The organism is Pseudomonas sp. BO3-4 (assembly GCF_034044115.1).
Taxonomy (GTDB): Bacteria; Pseudomonadota; Gammaproteobacteria; order Pseudomonadales; family Pseudomonadaceae; genus Aquipseudomonas; species Aquipseudomonas alloputida.
The window spans coordinates 3,714,132-3,735,110 of the sequence record NZ_CP139018.1 but is presented as its reverse complement, the minus strand read 5'-3'; the positions used below and the strand labels follow the sequence as shown (position 1 = coordinate 3,735,110).

Annotated in this window: 19 protein-coding genes and 1 pseudogene; 7 read left to right on the top strand and 13 right to left on the bottom strand. The window is 64.3% G+C overall.

What is annotated here, in order from left to right; translation table 11 throughout:
• Positions 1–137 precede the first annotated feature (137 nt).
• Complete coding sequence (locus REH59_RS17370; protein ID WP_014860266.1) at positions 138–965, top strand: amidohydrolase family protein; 828 nt, start codon at positions 138–140, stop codon at positions 963–965.
• A gap of 177 nt (positions 966–1,142) precedes the next feature.
• Complete coding sequence (locus tag REH59_RS17365; RefSeq protein ID WP_014860267.1) at positions 1,143–1,883, top strand: SDR family NAD(P)-dependent oxidoreductase; 741 nt, start codon at positions 1,143–1,145, stop codon at positions 1,881–1,883.
• A gap of 202 nt (positions 1,884–2,085) precedes the next feature.
• On the opposite strand, the gene REH59_RS17360 is transcribed toward REH59_RS17365, so the two are convergent.
• Together REH59_RS17360 and REH59_RS17355 are read right to left on the bottom strand one after the other, a co-directional pair.
• Complete coding sequence (locus REH59_RS17360) at positions 2,086–2,502, bottom strand: RidA family protein (RefSeq protein ID WP_014860268.1); 417 nt, start codon at positions 2,500–2,502, stop codon at positions 2,086–2,088.
• The gene (locus REH59_RS17355) at positions 2,502–3,821 is read right to left on the bottom strand and encodes a flavin-containing monooxygenase (RefSeq protein WP_003247765.1); all 1,320 of its coding nucleotides are present in this window, start codon (positions 3,819–3,821) and stop codon (positions 2,502–2,504) included. Before REH59_RS17355 ends, REH59_RS17360 begins: the two co-directional genes overlap by 1 nt.
• 317 nt (positions 3,822–4,138) lie before the next feature.
• Here REH59_RS17355 and REH59_RS17350 point away from each other — a divergent pair, with 317 nt between their 5' ends.
• Positions 4,139–4,816 (top strand): DUF1028 domain-containing protein, encoded by a 678-nt coding sequence (locus REH59_RS17350; RefSeq protein ID WP_014860269.1) that lies wholly within the window; start codon positions 4,139–4,141, stop codon positions 4,814–4,816.
• A complete protein-coding gene (gene argE, locus REH59_RS17345) occupies positions 4,809–5,969 on the top strand; it encodes an acetylornithine deacetylase (protein ID WP_012052093.1) in 1,161 nt (386 codons plus the stop codon). The genes REH59_RS17350 and argE overlap by 8 nt, the downstream gene beginning before the upstream one ends.
• Before the next feature lie 42 nt (positions 5,970–6,011).
• On the opposite strand, the gene REH59_RS17340 is transcribed toward argE, so the two are convergent.
• The 3 genes from REH59_RS17340 to REH59_RS17330 form a co-directional block, all read right to left on the bottom strand.
• A complete protein-coding gene (locus REH59_RS17340) occupies positions 6,012–7,280 on the bottom strand; it encodes a carbohydrate porin (protein WP_003247771.1) in 1,269 nt (422 codons plus the stop codon).
• Between the two features lie 100 nt (positions 7,281–7,380).
• Entirely contained in the window at positions 7,381–9,798 is a 2,418-nt protein-coding gene (locus REH59_RS17335) for a glucose/quinate/shikimate family membrane-bound PQQ-dependent dehydrogenase (protein WP_014860270.1), read from the bottom strand.
• A gap of 262 nt (positions 9,799–10,060) precedes the next feature.
• Complete coding sequence (locus REH59_RS17330; protein WP_003247774.1) at positions 10,061–10,411, bottom strand: cupin domain-containing protein; 351 nt, start codon at positions 10,409–10,411, stop codon at positions 10,061–10,063.
• Between the two features lie 117 nt (positions 10,412–10,528).
• Here REH59_RS17330 and REH59_RS17325 point away from each other — a divergent pair, with 117 nt between their 5' ends.
• Together REH59_RS17325 and REH59_RS17320 are read left to right on the top strand one after the other, a co-directional pair.
• Positions 10,529–11,434, top strand: a complete 906-nt coding sequence (locus REH59_RS17325; RefSeq protein WP_054889313.1) for a LysR family transcriptional regulator — start codon at positions 10,529–10,531, stop codon at positions 11,432–11,434.
• A 106-nt stretch (positions 11,435–11,540) separates the two neighbouring features.
• Positions 11,541–12,740: an MFS transporter gene (locus tag REH59_RS17320; protein WP_014860272.1), complete on the top strand. Its 1,200-nt coding sequence runs from the start codon at positions 11,541–11,543 to the stop codon at positions 12,738–12,740.
• A 47-nt stretch (positions 12,741–12,787) separates the two neighbouring features.
• Here REH59_RS17320 and REH59_RS17315 read toward each other — a convergent pair whose 3' ends face one another.
• The gene (locus REH59_RS17315; protein WP_010954419.1) at positions 12,788–13,399 is read right to left on the bottom strand and encodes a LysE family translocator; all 612 of its coding nucleotides are present in this window, start codon (positions 13,397–13,399) and stop codon (positions 12,788–12,790) included.
• A gap of 104 nt (positions 13,400–13,503) precedes the next feature.
• On the opposite strand from REH59_RS17315, the gene REH59_RS17310 reads away from it, so the two are divergent.
• Positions 13,504–14,481: a GlxA family transcriptional regulator gene (locus REH59_RS17310; RefSeq protein WP_003247781.1), complete on the top strand. Its 978-nt coding sequence runs from the start codon at positions 13,504–13,506 to the stop codon at positions 14,479–14,481.
• Between the two features lies 1 nt (position 14,482).
• Here the strand turns inward: REH59_RS17310 and REH59_RS17305 are convergent, their stop codons facing one another.
• The 7 genes and pseudogenes from REH59_RS17305 to REH59_RS28805 form a co-directional block, all read right to left on the bottom strand.
• A complete protein-coding gene (locus tag REH59_RS17305) occupies positions 14,483–15,334 on the bottom strand; it encodes a CAP domain-containing protein (protein WP_014860273.1) in 852 nt (283 codons plus the stop codon).
• Between the two features lie 206 nt (positions 15,335–15,540).
• Positions 15,541–16,152 (bottom strand): cell wall hydrolase, encoded by a 612-nt coding sequence (locus REH59_RS17300; protein ID WP_014860274.1) that lies wholly within the window; start codon positions 16,150–16,152, stop codon positions 15,541–15,543.
• 34 nt (positions 16,153–16,186) lie between these two features.
• A complete protein-coding gene (locus REH59_RS17295) occupies positions 16,187–17,104 on the bottom strand; it encodes an AEC family transporter (RefSeq protein ID WP_014860275.1) in 918 nt (305 codons plus the stop codon).
• A gap of 135 nt (positions 17,105–17,239) precedes the next feature.
• Positions 17,240–18,103 (bottom strand): LysR family transcriptional regulator, encoded by an 864-nt coding sequence (locus REH59_RS17290; RefSeq protein ID WP_003247790.1) that lies wholly within the window; start codon positions 18,101–18,103, stop codon positions 17,240–17,242.
• Positions 18,104–18,196: 93 nt separating this feature from the next.
• A complete protein-coding gene (locus REH59_RS17285) occupies positions 18,197–19,045 on the bottom strand; it encodes an ABC transporter permease (RefSeq protein ID WP_003247791.1) in 849 nt (282 codons plus the stop codon).
• A complete protein-coding gene (locus REH59_RS17280; RefSeq protein WP_014860276.1) occupies positions 19,042–20,058 on the bottom strand; it encodes an ABC transporter substrate-binding protein in 1,017 nt (338 codons plus the stop codon). The genes REH59_RS17285 and REH59_RS17280 overlap by 4 nt, the downstream gene beginning before the upstream one ends.
• Positions 20,059–20,153: 95 nt before the next feature.
• Positions 20,154–20,666: pseudogene (locus REH59_RS28805) on the bottom strand (methyl-accepting chemotaxis protein); the annotation flags it as partial.
• Between the last annotated feature and the right edge of the window lie 313 nt (positions 20,667–20,979).

The window sequence follows — 20,979 nt, the reverse complement described above, 5'->3', positions numbered from 1 at the left end:
TCGGTTATGGTTTTCGCCATCTGGGTATGAGCGTCAAAGCCGGCCACACAGTATCGTTAACCCCAGCCTAACTGCCCTTGCGGCGCACAATAACAAGATCTGCAGACAAGCGCAGTGGCGCTTGACGGGAGTGCTGCGTGAACATATTTGACGAAGCGAAGATCGATTGCCATAACCATTTGTTTGACCCCGCCCGTTTCCCCTATCACCCCGATGCACCCTATGCGCCCTCCGGCCAGGAGGTCGCCACCCAGGCGCAGTTCACCCGGGTGATGGAGGCTTACGGCGTGCAACATGCCTTGCTGGTGGGCCCCAACAGCGGCTACCTCACCGACAACCGCTGCCTGCTGCATGCCTTGGCCAGCGGGCAGGGGCGGTTCAAGGGGGTGGCGGTGGTCAAGGCGGACATCAACCTCGACGCGCTGGCGGCGTTACAGGCGCAAGGCGTGGTGGGTATCGCCTTCAATCCCGCGCTTTACGGGGTAGCCAGCCTCAAGGGCGTTGACGGGCTGTTCGGCAAGCTCGCCGAGCTTGGCATGTTCGCCCAGCTGCAGGTGTGTGACGACCAGTTGCTGGACCTGCACGGCCTGCTGCAAGGCTCGCAGGCTCGTCTGTTGATTGACCATTGCGGCCGCCCGGATGTCGCTGCCGGTGTGCAGCAAGCCGGCTTCCAGGCGTTGCTGCGGCTGGCCGACAGCGGCCGCGCCTGCGTGAAGCTGTCAGGCATGCAGAAGTTTGCCGCAGCGGATGCCTTGTTCGAACAGAGCAGTGCATACGTGCAGGCCCTGCTCGAAGCCTTTGGCGCCCAAGCCTGTGTGTGGGGTTCGGACTGGCCGTTCATTCGCCAGCCCGCGCGGGTGGACTACGGCCCGCTGCTGAAGTTGGCCGAGCGCCTGATGCCGGATGCCCGGCTGCGCCGCACAGTGATGTGGGACACCCCTCGGCGATTGTTCGGGTTTGCCTAGCCCCTCCGTTGTGTGCCCTTCAAACAACAAGCGCGCAATCGTGATGAACACTGAACAGAACACCCGTCCCGGGCGGCATCCTCCATGGCCTGGAGGATCGTCTCGGCTAGCGCCCCAAAAGGCATGTGACCTGCGTCGCTTGCCGGATATTCCTTCTGTCGAAAATGGAGCTGAACAATGAGCCAGTACCTGCAAGGCCAAACCGCTATCGTCACCGGTGGCATGCGTGGCATCGGCCTGGCGATTGCCCGCCGCTTGCATGTCGCCGGCGCCCAGGTGGTGATCTGGGACCTTGCCGTCGATGGCTGGAGCAGTACGGAAAACGGCTTCGAGCCGGTGCTGCGCCAGGCAGTGGATGTGTCGTCGCTGGCCTCGGTGGAGGCGGCTTTTGCCCAGACGCTGGCGCGTTTGGGGCAGGTGCAGATTTTGGTCAACAATGCCGGCATCAACGGCCCGGTGGTGGCGTCTTGGGAGTACCCGCCAGAGGCCTGGGACAAGGTCATCGCCATCGACCTGAACGGTGTGTTCTATTGCTGCCGCACCGCCATCACGCACATGCGTGAGCGCGGCTACGGGCGCATCGTCAATATCGCCTCCATGGCCGGCAAGGAGGGTGTGCAGTACATCTCGGGCTATTCGGCAGCCAAGGCCGGGGTCATCGCCTTCACCAAGGCGGCAGCCAAGGAGCTGGCGCAGGATGGCGTGCTGCTCAACTGTGTGGCACCGGCGATGGTCGAGACCCCGCTGATGGCCGAGATGACGGCCGAGCATATTGCCGCGAGCAAGGCCAAGATCCCCATGGGGCGCTTCCTCAAGGCCGAGGAGATTGCCAACATGGTCAGCTGGATCGCCGGGCCTGAGTGCAGCTTTACCACTGGCTTTGTGTTTGACCTCAGCGGCGGGAGGGCGACCTACTGAGTGGGCTGGGTGTGGTACGCCCGATGGCGTTGGAGCTGCGCCGGGTAGCCAGCCACGCGCGAACTGCGGGCGACGTCTCAGTGTGCAAGTGCCGTCGTCCGTTGGCGTGCCCGCACCTCAACGCTTGCAAGCAGCGGCACGGGCAACCCAGGCGTGGCTGGACGGGCAGGTGGCAGTCACCCGCCGTCATTCAGGCCTGTGGTTATTCATGATCGGGTACCACGGCGATCACGTCGATCTCCATCAGCCACTCGGCCTGGGCCAACCCGGCCACCACCAACCCGGTGGAAATCGGGAACACGCCCTTGAGCCACTTGCCCACCTCTTTGTACACCGGCTCGCGGAAGCGCGGGTCGGTGATGTAGGTGGTGGTCTTGACGATGTGCGACAGGTCCGAGCCGGCTTCTTCAAGCAGTTGCTTGACGTTCTTCATCGCCTGTTCGGTTTGTGCGCGCGGGTCACCCAGGCCTACCAGCTTGCCTTCGAAGTCGGTACCGACCTGGCCACGCACGTAGATGGTATTGCCTGCCCGCACGGCCTGGCACAAGTCGTTGTCCAGGGTCTGGTTGGGGTAGGTTTCCTTGGTGTTGAACATGCGGATGCGAGTATGGGTAGGCATCAGTGGGCTCCGAGGGTGCTGACATTGCTGATCTTGGCGGTTTGCTGCTCATCCGCTGCGCGTTGCTCGCGGTCGCGGTAGGCGGTGTAGGTACGTTGCGTGGCGATGTGGCCGGCGACGTGCTTGGCGTCGTGCCACACCCCCCAGATGAACGATGAACCACGGCGCGACAACCACGGCAGGCCGAGGAAGTACACGCCCGGTTCACGGGCCACACCACGCTGGTGCTGGGGCTTGCCGTTGGCATCGAAGGTGTCTACCTGCAGCCAGCTGAAGTCCACGCCGTAACCGGTGGCCCAGATGATGCTGCTGACGCCGGCCTTGGCCAGGTCCAGCTGCTGCAGCGGGTTGCGCATGCACTCCGGGTCGGCCAGTCGCTGGCGGGCTTCGGGCTCTTCCGGCAGGTCCAGGCCGTTGCGTTCGATGTAGGCATCGGCCGCATCCAGCAGGGCCAGGTAGTTGTCGTCGCCGCGGTTGATGTTCTCGACCAGGTTGTCCTGGAAGCGCGCGACGCCGTTCTCGAACGACTGGGTCAGGCCGACCAGGGTCATGCCCTGGTGGGCGAGGGCGCGGAAGTCCACGGTGTGGCCACCACGGGCGCCGCTGACCGCGATGGTCACATGCTCGCGACCGGGCTTGGCAATTTCCGCGTCCCACTCGCCCAGCACGCCCAGCCACCAGCAGAAGTCACGGTTGCGGTAGGCACGCGGCGGGCGGTCGTGGGCGCCGACCGACAGGTACACCTGGCGCCCGGCGCGCATCAATTCCTCGGCAATCTGCACACCGGAAGAACCGGCACCGACCACCAGTACCGCGCCTTCAGGCAACTGCTCTGGGTTGAAATAAGCGGCGGAATGAATCTGGTGCAGGTTGCTGTCTTTCGGCGCGATGGCTGGGATCACCGGCTTCTGGAATGGGCCGGTGGCAGCGACTACGCGGTTGGCGCGAATCACGCCTTCATTGGTGTCGATGGTAAAGCCTGGGCGGTCGCTGTTCCGCACCACGCGCTTCACTTCAATGCCGGTGCGCACGGGCAGGTTGTACTTGCGTACGTACTGCTCGAAGTAGTCGGCCACCTGGTCCTTGCCGGCGAATGCATCGGCGTCGAGGTTGAATTCCAGCCCCGGGAAGCGGTCGTGCCAGGCCGGGCCGTTGGCGACCAGCGAGTCCCAGCGGCCGGTACGCCAGGCCTGCGCGATGCGGTTGCGCTCCAGTACCAGGTGCGGCACGCCAAGCTTGCTCAGGTGTTCGCTCATGGCCACGCCGGCCTGGCCGGCGCCGACGACGAGGGTGTCGATTTCGAGGTTGTTCAGTGTCATGTCCGAGCCCTTGTTCAGGCGGTTTTTGTCAGGTCGGTTTGGAGGACCGCCGTTGCCTGGAGCCAGACTAGGGATGCCGTGGAAATGGCGAAAATAGTATTTAGCTGGTGCTTGCCGATAAAACGGCGAAGGCCTTGAGTTTTCTGGCCTGTGGGGCGGGTTGGCCGGGTGGGTGACGTGGTTTTTCGAGCGGGTGCAGAGAGCGGGCCCTAGAGCATAGTTTTTTCCTGCCTACCCCCTCGGAAAAAGGTCGTTTCGCCCGCTCGAAGGTTCCACTCAGAATGCCGTGTATCGCACAGCACAACAGGAACCATGACATGACGTTCTCCATCATTGGTCGTTGCCAGGAAACCGGCCAGGTCGGTATTGCCATCAGCTCGTCGAGCATCGCCGTGGGTGCACGTTGCCCCTGGGTGCGTGCCGGTGTGGGCGCGGTCTCGACCCAGAACATCACCCTGCCGGCGCTGGGCCCGCAGATTCTCGATGCCCTGGAGCATGGCCAGTTGCCGCCCGCCGCTGCGCTGGACAGGGTGCTCAGTGCCAATGGCTGGAGTGAGTACCGCCAGGTCACGGTGATCGACAGCCAAGGCCAGGTGGCCCTGTTCACCGGGCGGGAAGCCTTGGGCACACACCATGCAGTGGCCGGCGAACAATGCGCGGCGGCCGGCAACCTGCTGTCCTCGACCCAGGTGATCGAAGCCATGGTGCTGGCCTTCGAGCAGGCCGGCGGCCACTTGGCCGACCGCCTGCTGGCAGCCATGCACGCGGCGATGGCAGCGGGTGGCGAAGCCGGGCCCGTGCACTCGGCGGCGCTGAAGATTGCTGGCGAGCTGACCTGGCCGCTGGTGGACCTGCGCGTCGACTGGGCCGACAGCGACCCGATCGGCGTGCTCGATGGCCTGTGGCAAGCCTATCGCCCGCAGATGCAGGATTACGTCACCCGCGCCCTCAACCCGACCGCCGCGCCAAGCTATGGGGTGCCGGGCGATGAGTGAATTTGCCAGTCGCGCACTGCTGGCCCGGCTGATCGGCTTTGCCACGGTGAGCCGCGACTCCAACCTGGCGCTGATCGGTTTTATCCGTGATTACCTGGCCGAGCTGGGGGTGGCGTGCGAGCTGTTCCATAACCCGGAGGGCACCAAGGCCAACCTGTTCGCCACTGTCGGCCCCAGGGATGTGGGTGGTGTGGTGCTGTCTGGGCATACCGATGTGGTGCCGGTGGATGGCCAGGCCTGGACGGTCGAGCCGTTTGCCCTGAGTGAGCGTGACGGCCGTCTGTATGGCCGCGGCACGGCCGACATGAAAGGCTTTATCGCCTCGGTGCTGGCTGCTGTGCCCGCGTTTCTCGCGCAGCCGCTGCGCATGCCGGTACACCTGGCATTTTCCTATGACGAAGAAGTCGGTTGCCTGGGCGTGCGCTCGATGCTGGCTGCCCTCCAACAGCGCCCGTGTAAACCACGGCTGTGTCTGATCGGTGAACCCACCGAACTCAAACCGGTGCTGGGGCACAAGGGCAAGCTGGCAATGCGTTGCCAGGTACAGGGCGCAGCGTGCCATTCGGCGTACGCGCCGTATGGGGTGAACGCCATCGAGTATGCGGCGAAACTGATTGGCAAGTTGGGTGAAATCGGCGAGGCCCTGGCACTGCCGGCTCATCACGACGAGCGCTTCGATCCGCCGTTCTCCACGGTGCAGACCGGGGTGATCAAAGGGGGCAGGGCGCTGAACATCGTGCCGGCCGAGTGCGAGTTCGATTTCGAAGTGCGCGCGCTCCCTGGGTTCGAGGCGCAGGCGGTGGCCGACCAGTTACAAACCTATGCTGAAGCCGAGTTGCTGCCGCGTATGCGCAAGGTCAATACCGCCAGCGCCATTCGCCTGGCGCCGCTGAGTGCCTATCCGGGGCTGGCGACACCGGAAGACAGCGAGGCTGCGCGCTTGGTGGCGCTACTCAGCGGCTCGGATACGTTCGGCACGGTAGCGTTTGGTACCGAAGGTGGCTTGTTCGACCAGGCGGGCATCCCCACCGTGGTGTGCGGCCCTGGCAGCATGGACCAGGGCCATAAGCCGGATGAGTTTGTCAGTGTCGAGCAGTTGCGCGGCTGTGATGCCATGCTGCTGAGACTAGTGGACTACCTCAAACAGGCTTGAGGGTTGCGCCGGCGGATGGGGCCGCAGTGCGGCCCCGGCGGTTCAGAAGGTCGCCTTGACCTGCAGGCCGACCACGAGTGCATTGTCGATGTCTTTGCCCGAAAACGCCCCTGGCTCGATGATGTATTGCACATCCGGGCGCAGGTTCAGCCATGGCGTGGCCTGGTAGCCGTAGCTCAGTTCGATCAACTGTTCGGCGCTGTCGATATCCGGGAACTGCTGGCCCGCGTTGAACGCGGCATCTTCCAGCACATCGCGGCTACGCGGGTTGGGTACGGCCCGGCCGTAACCCAGTGCCACGGTATCCTTCGGGCGGCCTTCGAACGGCTTGTACAGCACCACGCCGGCGCCATACCACTTGGTGAACGGCGAAGCGGCCTTGCTCGACGCCGAGTACTGGCCGAAGGCGTGCAGGCTTCGGCCTGGGGAGGCCTGGTCGTTCCACACCGCCTGGTCGACCAGCAGGTAATGGCCACCCCGGCCGGACACTTCATCATCGCTGCCGATGCGTTTCACATCAGAGCTGTCGTAGTAGTAACCAAGCTTGTACTCGCCTGGCAGTTCACCCTGCAGCTTGTATACCAGTTCTACCGGTACCACGGTGCCGGTGGTGTGCTTGGGCCCCAGGTGCCAAGCGCGGCTGGAGTTGCCGTTGCTTTCGGGGTCGACGTTGAACGCCGCCACGCGCAACTGCCAGGCAGGTGACAGGTCGTACTTCACGCGCACGCCGAGGTGAGCGTTGGGGTAATTGGTCCAGCCACTGCCGCCGGACATGTTCAGCGGGTGGCCGCAGAAGCCGGCGTTCATGAAGTTGCACAGGATGCCGCTGTCCAGGCCGCCGAGGTCGTTGCCCATGGCCATGTAGCCGAGTTTTACGTTGAGCGCCGGGGTGAACAGCGTGCGCTCGTAGCTCAGCTCGGTCAGGCGGGTGTACAGGCCACCGTAGTTTTCCTGGATTGGCAGGCGGTTGCCGACCAGGTCTTCCGAGGCGCTGTTACCGCGGCGGTCGTTGATGGTCAGCTGGACCTTGCCGCCGTTGTCCAGACCGTACAGTTTCGACAGGTCGAACTGCACACCCAGCTTGACGTTCTGCGAATAGCGCGCCGAACGGTGCAGGCCACCGTGGGCGTTGTAGGCGGTTTCACCGCTGTAGTCGCCGGTGATCTTGACGCCGTCTTCTTCGAGTTGATGGCGCAGGCCGCCCCAGTCACCGGTCAGGGTGCTGCGGGTCATGAGGTCGTCGCTGGCAAGGGCAGTGGTGCTGGCCAGGGCCAGCAGCAGGGTGGGGGTGATGCGAGTTGCGGATGGCATTACAGAATCTCGGGTTGTCTTTGAGGGGCATTCGCGGGCAAGCCCGCTCCTACAGGGGCCTTGTAGGAGCGGGCTTGCCCGCGAAGCAGGCGACGCGGTCTTACGGCAGAGCGTAAGAAATCACATAGTCGCCGCGGTCAGTCGACTGGCGGGCGCCGCCAGCGGTGATCACCACGTACTGCTTGCCGGTCTTCGGCGAGACGTAGGTCATCGGGCCGCCCTGGCTGCCCACGGGCAGGCGAGCCTTCCAGATTTCGTTACCGTTGCTGCTGTCGTAGGCACGCAGGTAGAAGTCCTGGGTACCGGCGATGAACACCAGGCCGCCTTGGGTCGACAGGGTGCCGCCAAGGGTTGGCAGGCCGATCTTGATCGGCAGGTGCATGCGGATGCCGAGCGGGCCGGTGTCTTCAACGGTGCCGACCGGCACCTGCCAGGCCACCTGGCGGGTCTTCATGTCGATGGCGGTCAGGGTGCCGAACGGCGGTGCCTGGCATGGAATGCCGGCGACCGACAGGAAGCGGTTCTTGTTCACGGCATACGGGGTGCCCTTGAGCGGTACCGCGCCCATGCCAGTGTTCAGTGCTTCGCCACCGGAAGCCGCGCCACCTTTGTTCTGCGACGGGATCATCTGGATCCACAGGCCCAGACGCATGTCGTTGACGAAGATGAAGCCATGTACCGGGTCGGTAGAAATGCTGCCCCAGTTCATGCCACCCAGCGAACCCGGGAAGCTCAGCGACAGGTCGGTACCCGGCGCGGTGTACAGGCCGTCGTAGCGCATCTTCTTGAAGTCGATGCGGCACAGCAGTTGGTCATACGGGGTGGCGCCCCACATGTCCGATTCGGTCAGGGTCTGCGCGCCGATCTGCGGCATGCCCACCGACTTGGGCTGGGTAGGGGAGTACGGCTCGTTCGGGATGTTGCTTGGCTTGACCGGTACTTCGTCGACCTGAGTCAGCGGCTTGCCGGTGGCACGGTCGAGCACGTAGATCTGCCCGGCCTTGGTGCCGATCACCACCGCAGGTACCGACTGGCCGTCGTCCTTGGTGAAGTCGATCAGGCTCGGCTGCATCGGCAGGTCGAAGTCCCACAGGTCGTTGTGCACGGTCTGGAACACCCATTTCTGGTTGCCGGTGGTGGCGTCCAGGGCCAGCACCGAAGCGCCGTAAGTGTGGTCCAGTTTGCTGCGCTCTACGCCGTAGATGTCGGTGGACGACGAACCCATGGGCAGGAACACGGTGTTCATCGCCGGGTCGTAGGACATCGGCGCCCAGCTGTTCGGGGTGCTGCGCACGTAGGTGCTGTCGGCCTGTGGTGCCTGGCGATCTTCCGGGTTGCCCGGGTCGAAGGCCCAGCGCATTTCACCGGTGATCACGTCAAAACCACGGATCACACCGCCTGGCATGTCGGTCTGGACGTTGTCGGCAACACGGCCGCCGACCACTACGGTAGTGCCGGCCATCAGCGGTGCCGAGGACAGCTGGTAGTAAGAGTCCGGTACATCACCCAGGCCGGCCTTGAGGTCAACCTGGCCATTGTTGCCGAAGCCCTGGCAGAACTCGCCGTTGTCAGCGTCGACGGCAATCAGGCGGCCGTCGATGGTGTTGGTCAGCAGGCGACGCTGGCAGTTGGCACCGGCCGCTACGCTAACGCCGGTGACCGGCGAGCTGTTCGGCTGGGTCGGTTGGGCGATGGCGGCGGTGGCGTCGAAGTACGCCATGCCACGGCAGCGCTGCCAGACCTTGGACTGGGCGTTGATTTCGTTCTTCCACAGTTCTTTGCCGGTGTCGGCATCGAGTGCGATCAGGTTGTTGTGCGGGGTGCAGATGAACACCTTGTTGCCAATCTGCAGCGGGGTCAGCTGGTCTTCGGCACCGTTGCCGTCGCTGACCGCCACGTCGCCAGTGTGGTAGGTCCAGGCCACTTTCAGCTTGTTGACGTTGTCCCGGTTGATCTGGTCAAGCGCGGCGAAGCGGCTGCCACCTTCGGTGTTGCCGTAGTGGGCCCAGTCTTTCTGTTCTTTGCCGGCTTCGACCGGGGTCATGCCCGGGCCTTTGCCGGTGGGGGCGACGCTTGGGTGGGCAACGAACATGTTGCCGACCGCGATCACCAATACCACGGCCATTACCCCGGCTACGCCGTACGCACCGCGCCCGGCGCTGGCGCCGTTGGCACGCGCCAGCAGCGGGTAAACCAGCGCCACGACCATGCCGATTGCGCCGAACATGAACAGGCGCGAGAACAGCGGCCAGAACACCAGGCCGGCATCGATCAGTGCCCAGACGGCAGTACCGACCAGGAACGCGGCATACAGCCAGGCGCCCGCCTTCTTGCGGCGAGCAATGAGGACACCGGCGATGGCCATGGCCAAGCCGCCGATCAGGAAGTACCAGGAACCGCCCAGACCGGCGAGCTTGACGCCGCCAGCAGCGAGGAGGAGGCCGAGGAGGGCGATGATCACGCCCAGGCCGACGAGGATGAAGTGTGTGGCGCCAGAGGCGCGCGGTGTTTCTTTCATGCCAGGGATCTCAGCAGGTGGAATGCGCGCAGTTTAAGCCCTTAGCTTGCTAATTAACAAGTTGGTACATAATTGAGCGAGGCTGATTGTCGCAGGGCTGAACTTACGAAGATGTGGCTAAAAGTATAGATAAGGTGCTGAAAAACGCATTGAACGGGGCGTTTATGACGCCTCTTCGATTTGTATTCATGCTTTGGTCGTAAGCCCAACCTTGCACGGCGAAGGGACAACTGCGCCTTGTGCACGGGCCGGCATGGCCCCTTCAGGCCGGCCATGGGGTGCTGCTGCTATAAAACACCGCGAGCCAGATGGTGGCCGTGCCGGGCGCGGTCCATTCCACGCGGTGGCGGTCGTGCGGGGGGATGTCCAGACAATCGCCCGGCGCCAGCAGGCGGGTGTGGTGCTCGTGCTCGAAACGCAGGGCGGCAGCACCACTGAGCAACATGATCCACTCGCCTTCGGCCTGGTCGTACCAGAAGCCGGGCGGGCTGGCCTGCCCGCTGGAGACGATACGCTCCACGCGGATGCCCGGGCGGCTGAGCAATTCGTCGACACGTTCGGCGCTGGCGGGATCGCAGGGCGGCAGGGCGGTCAGCAGGTTGTTCAGGGTCATGGTAAGCCTCCTTGGAAATGGGGTGATTCCACTATGGACGCAATCGCCTTGACGCGCGCGGCTTGACCCGCCCGGCTGTTTGTAAGAACTTTCCGAGTTTTGGAAGACGGGCTGAACATGGACAAGCTGCTGGCGATGAAAATGTTCGTGGCCACTGTCGATGCCCAAGGCTTTTCTGCTGCCGCGCGCAGGCTAGGGCTGGCGACATCGTCGGTGACACGTCTGGTCGATGCCCTGGAAGCGTCGCTGGGTGCCACCTTGCTCAACCGCTCGACGCGCCAGGTCAGCCTGACCGAGGCCGGCGCCCGTTACTACCAGCGGGCACGGGGCATTTTTGAAGCACTGGACGAGGCGGATGCCAGCATCGCCGATCGCGGCGAGGAGCCTGTGGGTGTACTGCGCCTGAGCCTGCCAGTGGAGTTCGGCCGGCGGGTCATCGCCCCGCACCTGGGGCCATTCCTGGCGCAACACCCGGCGCTGGAACTGGACATCGACCTCAGCGACCGCCTGGACGACTTGCTTGACGGGCGCTATGACCTGTCGATTCGCCTGGGTGACCCTTCGCCCAATGACGAATTGGTGTGCCGCCGGCTCGGCCGTTTTCAGCGTTGGCTGGTGGCCAGCCCGGCTTACCTGGCCGGGCGTGAGCCACTGCAGCATCCCCGGGAGTTGCTTGACCATGCCTGCCTGCGCTTTCGCTATGGGCAGAAGGCGCGCCCCTGGCGCCTGACCTGTGGCCAGGACAGCCTGGAACTGGACGTAAGTGGGCCACTGCGCAGCGCCAATGCCGACATGTTGCGTGAAACGGCACTGGCAGGCAGTGGTATCGCACTGCTGGCCGACTGGCTGGTACGCGAGGATGTGTTGGCAGGGCGCCTGCAACGGGTATTCCCCGACTGGCAGGCCAGTCCTGGCGCAGCCAATAGCAGCATCAACGCCCTGTATATGCCCAACCACCGGGGCTCACGGCGGGTAAACGCATTCATCGACTTTTGCGAAAATTTGCTCATACACGGTCACTAGTGTTGCGCAGTGCGCAAAGCCGCATTGCGCCACCGCGGGATTCTCGGCGCTGACGTCCATGGGTAAGGTGGCCGGCATATACCCAACCCTTGTCGAGGAACTTCGCATGAACCCCTCCCTTGCGACAGCGCAACCGGCAGCCGCCAGCCTGAGCCGGGCTCTGGTAGTGCTGCTGGCGTTCTGCTGCGGCGCGATTGTCGCCAACATCTACTACGCCCAGCCCATCGTCGGGCTGATCGCCCCGGACCTGGGGCTGTCCACCGAGCATGCCAGCCTGATCGTTTCCCTCACTCAGCTGGGCTATGCCCTGGGCCTTTTATTGCTGGTACCGCTGGCCGACCTGCTGGAAAACCGCCGCCTGATGGTGGCCACCGCGGTCCTGGCCTGCGTCAGCCTGCTGCTGGCGGGCACCAGCAGCAGTGGCCAGGGGCAACTGTTCCTGGGTTACGCACTGCTGATCGGCTTCAGTTCGGTGTCGGTGCAGATGCTCATCCCGCTGGCGGCGCACCTGGCGCCGGAGCAGCAGCGTGGACGTGTGGTCGGTAACATCATGGGCGGCTTGCTGCTGGGCATCCTGCTGGCGCGACCGCTGTCGAGCGTGGTGGCCGACCACTTCGGCTGGCGTGCGGTGTTCATTGGCGCCGCCGGGGTAATGCTGGCGATCATCCTGCTGCTGTCATTGACCTTGCCGCAGCGGCGGCCCGAGCACAAAGCCAGCTATGCCGGGCTGATGCTGTCGCTGCTCACACTGCTGCGTCGTTATCCGCTGTTGCGCCAGCGTTCGTTGTACCAGGCATTGATGTTTGCAGCGTTCAGCCTTTACTGGACGGCAGTGCCGATGGCGCTTGCCGGTGAGCATGGCCTGTCACAGAGCCAGATCGCTGTGTTCGCCCTTGTCGGCGCGGTGGGTGCCGTTGCTGCGCCCATGGCCGGCCGCCTGGCCGATGCCGGGCATGCCCGGGCCGGCTCGCTGCTGGCGCTGCTGCTGGCGCCGGCGGCCTTGTTGCTGGGGCTGACAGTGCCGGGATACAGCGTGATTGGCCTGGGCCTTACCGGCGTGTTGCTGGACTTTGCGGTGCAGATGAACATGGTCATCGGCCAGCGTGAAGTGTACGCACTGGACCCTGCCAGCCGCGGGCGGCTGAATGCGGTGTACATGACCAGCATCTTCCTCGGCGGGGCGCTGGGGTCAGCGGTGGCCAGTGCGCTGTTCAGCCAGTTTGGCTGGCAGGGCGTGGCACTGGTGGGGGCGGGGTTGCCGGGTGTGGCGCTGGTTGTGTTTCTACTCAAAGCACGCCGGGGTTGAACCGTTACGCGGTGGTGGCACGGGTTTCACCCGTGTTCGCGGGCCCGCTATCGGCCAAGCGGCAGCGCCAGGCCAATCAAGGCAAACAGGCTCCCGCAGCAGCGATTGAAACCTTTGCCACCCTTGGCCAGCCATGGCCGAATGCGAAACGCCAGGCGCGCCAGCAGGTATTCGACCAGAAACTCGACGCTGGCAAAGGTCGCGGCCATCACCGCAAATTGCAGCACCAGCCCTCGCTGTGGGTCGATGAACTGCGGCAGGAAGGCACCATAGAACAGCAGCACCTTGGGGTTCGCCATGGCCGAAAGCAGGCCCTGGCGAAACAGCCCGGCATTGCCCAGCCGCGCGCTGTGCGCGGTCAGTTCCAGCTGCAGGCCTGGACTGCGCCACAGTTGAATGCCCAGCCAGATCAAATAAGCCCCACCCACCCACTTCAGGACGCTCAGCACTGCCGCCGAGGTCTGCAGCAGTGCGCTGAGGCCGAACATGGTCAAGGCGATGAGGGCGCTGAAACCCAATACCCCGCCCACGATGGTGAACAGCGTTCGCCGTGCGCCATAAAGCGCGCCATGGGTCAACGCCAACAGGCTGTTGGGCCCTGGGGTCAGCGACAGGCCGATGCTGGCCAGCAGGTAGATGAGCCAGGTGTCCAGTGCCATGTTGAAAACTGCCTTGTTCGAGAGAGGGCGACAGTCTATGGCGCAACGCTCACGCTGAAAGAGTACTATCTGGTCATACAAGAGTCTTTTCTGGACGTGGTTTCATGCCGCCCGACATTCGCTTGCTGATCATGCCGTTACCGGATTTTGCCTTGCTGCCGTTTGGCGCCTTTCTCGACAAATTGCGCTTCAGCGCCGACGACGAGGACTACAGCCAACAACGCTATTGCAGCTGGACGGTGGCGGGGCTCAGTCTTGAGCCGGTACCGTCGAGCAGTGGCGCAGTGCTGCAGGTCGAGGCCATTGCCGATCAGCTTGACCTCGCCCTTTTCGACTACCTGGTGGTGTTCGGCGGTCGCAGTGCCATGGCCACCGCGGCGCTGGCGCCACGTTACCAGGCGTTGCTCAGGCAGGCCGCCAAGGCGGGAGTCAAGCTGGTGGGGGTCGACAATGGCGCCTTCCTGCTGGCTGCCTGCGGCCTGCTGCAGGGGCACAAGGTGGTGGTGCACTGGCGTCACGAAGCCGAGTTTCGTGCTGCTTTTCCGCAGTTGCAGCTGCTGCGCGAGCAGTTGTACTGCATCGATGGCAACCGCATCACGTGCGCCGGTGGCACTGCCGCCATAGACCTGGCTGTTGCACTACTGTCACGCGCTTGCGGGCGAACCCGTGCGCTCAAAGGGCTGGCTGACATGCTGGTGGACGAGACCCGCGACAGCCGTCACGCCTTGCGCTCGCTGGAGCTGGGTGCTGGTCAGGGGCGCCAGGTGCAACGGGCGCAAGCACTGATGCGTCATCACCTGGGCACACCGTTGGCCGTGGAGCAGCTGGCTGCAGAACTGGGCATCAGCCGGCGTCAACTGGACCGGCAGTTCCAGGCCAGCCACGGGATGAGCACCAAGGCCTGGTGGCTGGAGATGCGCTTGCAGCAGGCGCGCTGGCGTTTGCTCAACTCCAGCCACAGCCTGGCGCAGATTGCCGATGAGGTGGGCCTGGGTGATGCCAGCTACCTTGGCAAGTGCGTGCGGCGTCGGTTTGGGTGTACGGCCCTGCAGTTGCGTGCAGGTCATTACCCGTTCACGTGATCTACTGCGGCGTCCCGAACAACCCTGTCCAGTAGATCCCTGCATCGCTCTTGGGGTCCATCGCATAGGCAGCGCCCAGTTCACGGAAGTCCGGATTCATCAGCGTGGCGCAGTGCCCCGGGCTGTCCAGCCAGCCGTTGACGACCTTTTGCGCGGTGTCACGCCCGGCGGTGATATTTTCGCCGATCTGCTGGTACAGGTACCCGGCCAGTTCCGCCCGGTCACCGGGTGTGCGGCCATCTTTGTCGATGTGGTCGAAGAAGTTCTGGTTGGCCATGGCCCGTGTGTGGTTGGCGGCGACCTCCGCCAGCACTGTGCTCCAGCTCAGTGCCGGGGCGGCGGCAAACGGCTGGCCACCGCATTGCCGTGGCACCTTGCGCGCGGCGTTGACCTCCTGCAGCACTTTCTGTCCCTCGGCCTGCCAGTCGCCCAGGCGGCCGCTGAGCAGCGGCCGTGCCAGCACGATGCGCCAGTCGCGGCCCTCCTGGCTGACGCCGATATCGACGAATTGCGGGTCGAGCACCACTTGGCAGAAGCTTTCCTCGATGGCATGCATGGCGGCGCGTGCGTCGCGTGGCCCCGACAGGCTGATGGCCTGGACGCTGACCATGGGGTAGGCGGCGCGGGTCATGGCCTGTTGCAGGTCGCGGGTGCCCTCTGGCGACAGCGCAAGGCGTGTGTCGCTGTTGAGCGGCGGCAGTTCCAACGACGCCTCGCCAGCGCAGGGCTGGGCCTTACTGCGGTAGACATTGATCGAATCGATCAACTGCGCCTCTTCGCCGGTGGCTGCCAGCGCCCCGGTCGAAACGACCAGGCCCAGTGACAAGGCGACAACGGATGTCAGGACGCGCATGTGGATCTCCCTATGACTGGCAGCGTCGTGGTGTGCGCTGCTCATCCTACACAAGCCCGGGGCTTTTGGCCCGAGGTCGTGCAAGGCAATGAAAACACCGGCAATCGTTACTGGCGGCAAAAGAGGGGGTAGACTCCAGGCCCGTGGAAAAGTGCGGTCAGGTGCCAGTCATTCGCATCGGGCCGGCGTTGTCAGCCGTTTACGCGTCAATGGGCCAACGCCTGGTTCGGCTTGTAGAACAGGAAGTGGGTGGTCTGCGCGGTCTTGCGATAAGCCTTCGCCCAGTCGGGGCGCACCGTGCGGTCGTGAAAGTACAACGCACCGCCGGTGGGGTCTTTCAACTGCTGGTTCAGCGCCTTGCGTGCGATCTCTTTGGCAACGTCGTAGCGTTGCGGTTCCTCGACCTGGTCCGGGCGCCCGTCACACCACCATGAGAACTGACAGGCCTTGGTCTCCACACCCTGTTTGACTACCGCGCAGATGGTGTCGGGAAAGCCATCGTGGCCCAGGCGGTTGAGCACCACACTGGCCACTGCGGTCATGTCTTTGGCGTCGGCGCCTTTGGCTTCCCAGTAGATGGTACGTGCCAGGCAGGTGATGCTGTCATCCAGCGGCGCCTGGCCAGCCGGGTCCACTGCCTGCGTTTCGCCTGGGGTCAGTTTCTCTGCCTTCTTGGGGGGCGGCGCATCTTCAACGACCTTTTCTTCAAGCACTTCGGCCTTGTCCTCGGCAACGGCGGCTTTGGCCGGGTCAGCGGCATACAGGGGGCCTGCGAGCAGGGCCGAGGTCAAGCCGATCAGCATCAAGTGAAGGCGCATGGGCACATTACCAGGCGGTGGGCAGAATTTCAGTCTAGCCAAGCGTAAGCATTAATACCAAAGGCAGGGTGGCGGCCGCAGCCACGGTCTGCAGGGCAATGAGGGTGGCCATCAGTGGCGCATTGCCGCCCATTTGCCGGGCCATGACATAAGATGACGAAGCGGTTGGCAGCGCCTGGAACAACACCGCCACCACAGCTGCCTGGCCACTCAGGCCGAGCAGCCGGCAAACGCCCCAGGTGGTCAGTGGCATGACCAGGAACTTGAACGCCGATGCTGCCATGAGCGGCCGTACCTGCTGGCCGAGGCTGGCGCCGCCCAGGGCAGCGCCGACACACAGCAGGCCCAAAGGCAGTGCGGCCTGGCCCAAGGCCTTGACCGTGGCGTCGATACCGGCCGGCAAGCCCAGCCCCGTGGCCCGTAGCATCAGCCCCCCTGCGCAGCCGATGATCAACGGGTTGGCGAAGATCGCCCGAAGCACTGTGGCTGGCGAACTGTGACGGGCGCTGAAGCGGGCGAACACCAGCACGCAGAGCAGGTTGACCAAGGGCACGATGGCAGCGTTGGCCACCGCCGCCAGGGCAATCCCGGCGCTGCCGTAGATGCCCGCAGCCAGGGTGGCACCGATGTAGTTGTTGAAGCGGATACCGCCCTGAAACACCGAGGTGAAGTCGGCACCCTCATGGTTCGCCGCGCCCTGATACAGCATCAGCAATACGGCACCGGCCAGGGTCGAGAGCATCAGTGCGCCGGCCATGCCCAGCACCGGTATGCCATCGAGGTTGGCGGTGGCCAGGCCATGGAGGAACAGCGACGGCAGCAGGACGTAGTAGCTCAGGCGCTCGGCGCCAGGCCAGAAGCTCTCGGCAAGAAAACCGCGAAGGCGCAGGAAGGTACCCAGCGCTATCAGCAGGATGATGGGGAGCAGGGTGGTCAGCAGCAAGTGCAGCATGGTCAGCATTCCGTGGTCGGGTACGTGCACAGACTACGGGGGCGGATCAATCTGTAAAAACGTTGTTTTCTTCAGTGACCGTTGAGGAAAAATGCATGTTGGTGGGTGCAGATCGCGCTTTGGAGCAGCCTGGTGTCAGGCTTCCAGGGCGGTCTTCAACACCGCACTCAAATGCCGCCGCTGGCTTTTTTCATGCTCCAGCAACACCACCCGCCGGGTCAGCTGCGGCTCGCCAAACGGTAGGCAGGTGGCGGGTGGCAAGCGTTGCAGGTCGTCATCCGCCATGGGGATGACCGCCACGCCCAGGCCCATCACCGCCATGCGCGCCAGGGCTTCCTGGCTGTCCAGTTCCATCAGTTCGCTCACCTGCACCTGCTGGCGGCGTAGTTCCTGCTCGATTTGCCGGCCGGCCCAGGCACGCTTGTCGAAGCGCAGGAATGGCTGGCTGGCCAGCAACTGCGGCACGCTATACCCGGCCAGCTCAGGGCTGGCAATGGCCCAGAAACGGTCCTCGAACAGCGGTGTGAAGTCCAGGTTCTGCGGGTAAGGGCTGACCGGTTCGGTGGTGATCGCCGCATCGAGCTCACCGTCTTCCACGCGCCGCGCCAGCTCCGCCGACATGCCCGAGGCCACGCTGATGTGTAGCTGCGGGTGATGGGCCTTGATCCACACCAGCGCCTTGGGCAAGCGCCGCGCCAGCACCGTGTGGATCGCCCCGAGGCGCAAGCGGCCGCGCAGGCTTGGGCCGCTGGCCAGGGCATCGGCCAGTTCGTCATAGGCAGCCAGAAGGCTTTCGGCGCGGGCCACCGCCAACTGGCCGGCTTCGGTCAGCACCACCTGCCTGCGGCTACGGTCGAACAAGGTCACCTTCAGTTCGTCTTCGAGGGTTTTGATGTGCAGGCTGACCGCCGAGGGGGTGAGGCTGAGCAGGTCGGCGGCGCGGGCAAAGGTGCCGTGGCGGGCGATGGTCACCAAGGTGCGCAGGGCTTTCAGGGACATGCGGTTGAGGTCCGGTTCTCAGCTGACAGAGGCATATTGTCAGGCCCGGCCCTCTCGCAGCACAAGGCTGCTCCCAGGCCGTGCCGATACGGCTCAGCGACTGCTACGCCCATAGGCCTGGCTGATCCGGTCGATCACCATGGCCAGGGCGACAATTGCCAGCCCGGCCTCCATCCCTTGGCCAACATTCAAGGTCTGGATCCCCGCCAGCACATCCTCACCCAACCCACGGGCGCCGATCATCGACGCCACGACCACCATCGACAAGGCCATCATGACCGACTGGTTGAGCCCGGCCATGATACTCGGCAGCGCCAGGGGCAGGGCGATGCGCCGCAACCGCTGCCAGCGGCTGGCGCCAAGGCCGTGTGCGGCCTGCAACAACGAGGGGTCGATCTGGCTCAGGCCCAGTTCGGTCAACCGCACCAGCGGCGGCAGGGCGTAGATCAGCGTGGCGAACACGGCAGGCACCTTGCCCAGGCCAAACAGCATCAGCACCGGGATCAGGTAAACGAACGCAGGTAGCGTCTGCATCACATCGAGTACCGGCAACAGCAGCCGCCTGGCCAGTGGCCGGGCGGCCAGCAGGATGCCCAGCGGCACACCCACCAGTACGCACAGGCCGGTACTGACCAGCACCAGGGCCAGGGTCTGCAGCAGCTTGTCCCAGAGCCCGAGCATACCGATCAAGGCCAGCAGCGCGACCAGCACGGCGCTGCGCAGCAGGCTGCGGCTGGCGTGCCAGGCCAGCAGGCCCACCAGCAACAACAACAGCCACCAAGGCAACAGGCGCAACAGGTTCTCCAGGCCGACCAGCAGTTGCAGCAACTGGTCAGAAAAACTGCGCAGGTGGTCGCCGTAGTTCAATACCAACCCGTCGACCAGGCGGTTGATGCTGTCGGCAAAGGAAAACTGCAGGGTCTGCGGGAAACCGCTGCTCACAGGCTGGCCTCGACCTTGGCGGCGATGTCCGCCGGCAGCCAGGCTTTCCACACCTCGCGGTGATCGCGCAGGAAGGTGAGGGCGGCTTCGCGCGGGGGCGTGCGTTTTTCGCTCATGACGGCCAGGGCCTTGTTCAGGCGATCGATGGGCAGGTTGACCTGTTCGAACACACTGACCAAGTCTGGGTAGTTTTCGCGAAAGGCTTTGGACACGCCGATCGACAACTTTGCCGGCAGCGAGCGGCTGCCTTTCGGGTTGGGGTTGGCGGGGTCGGTGAGGGTGGCCCAGGCCTGGGCATCGAACGGGGGTTCTTCCAGCCGGATGAGCTTGTAGCGCCCCATCAGCGGGGTCGGGTTCCAGTAGTAGAACAGCACAGGTTTGCCGCGCCGGATAGCCGAACCGATCTCGGCGTCCATCGCGGCGCCGGAGCCACTGCGGAAGTTGTTGTAGAGGCCATCCAGGCCATAGGCCTTGAGCTTTTGGCTGTTGACGGTTTCAGACGTCCAGCCGCTTGGGCTGTTGAGAAAACGCCCTTTACCGGGCGATTCGGGGTCAGAAAATACCTGCGGGTAACGCTTGAGGTCCTCGACACTGTGCAGCTCAGGCGCCACGGGCTTCAGGTTGCGTGCGGCATCGCCCTCGATCACATAGGCCGGTACCCACCAACCTTCCTCTGCATTTTTGACCGTATCGCCCAGTGCGAACACCTGGCCGGCCTGTTCGGCCTTGACCCAGGCAGGGCTGCGCCCGGCCCATTCCTCGGCGATCACTTGCAGGTCATTGCGCGCCAGGGCCACCTCCATGCTGACCGTGCTGCCAGGCAGGGTGTCGGTGCGGTAGCCGTAGCCGCGCTCCACGATCAGGCGCAGGATCTCGGTGGTGAGGGCGCCGCTTTCCCAGCCGATGGCACCAAAATGGATAGGCGCAGGTTGCTCTGCCGATGTGGCGCTGTCGGTGCTGGCCAGGCCCACCGTCAACAGCAGCCCGGCCAGCAGCGTTGAAATGCTCTTCATGTGAACCTCGTCGTTCGCCATGCCTTGGCGGTGGGGGCAAGTGTAGACGACGAGGTTTTGTCAGTTTCAGGGCCACTGGCGTGGCCCCGTTCGCTTCAGACGCGGAACTGGTCCATCAGCGCTTGCTGCTGGTTGGCCAGGCTGTTCAGCGACTGGCTGACCCGCGCCGACTCGTTGGCCTGGCCTGACAGGGATTCAGTGACATCACGAATGGTCGCCACGTTGCTGTTGATTTCCTCGGCTACCGCGCTTTGCTCCTCGGCGGCAGAGGCGATCTGCAGGTTCATGTCGGTGATCACCGTCACCGCCTGGCCAATGCGCTGCAATGCCGTGACGGCTTGGCCGACCTGCTCCACGCCACCTTGGGCCTGGCGGTGGCTGTGGTCCATGGCGCCGACCACTTCGCGGGTGCCGTTCTGCAGGGCTTCGATGACCTGACGGGTTTCTTCCACCGACTCCTGAGTGCGCTGGGCAAGGTTGCGCACCTCATCGGCGACCACGGCAAAGCCACGGCCGGCCTCTCCGGCGCGGGCAGCTTCGATGGCAGCGTTGAGTGCCAGCAGGTTGGTCTGTTCGGCGATCGAGCGGATCACTTCCAGTACCGAGCCGATCTTCTCGCTGTTCTGCGCCAGGCCTTCTATTTCGGCCATGGTGTCGCTCATGTTGGCGGCCAGGGCACCGATGCTGCTGGTGGTGCGGTCGATTACCGCCAAGCCCTCGCGGGTGGCCTGGTCGGCATCGCGCGCCGCCTGCGCAGCCTGGGCGGCGCTGCGGGCAACGTCCTGGGCGGTGGCGCTCATTTCATGGGAGGCGGTGGCTACCTGGTCAACCTGGCGGTACTGCTGCTCCATGCCGGCGCTGGTTTCAGTGGCAATCGCCGAGGACTGGTCGGCCGTGCCTCGGGCGGCCTGCACCGAGCGT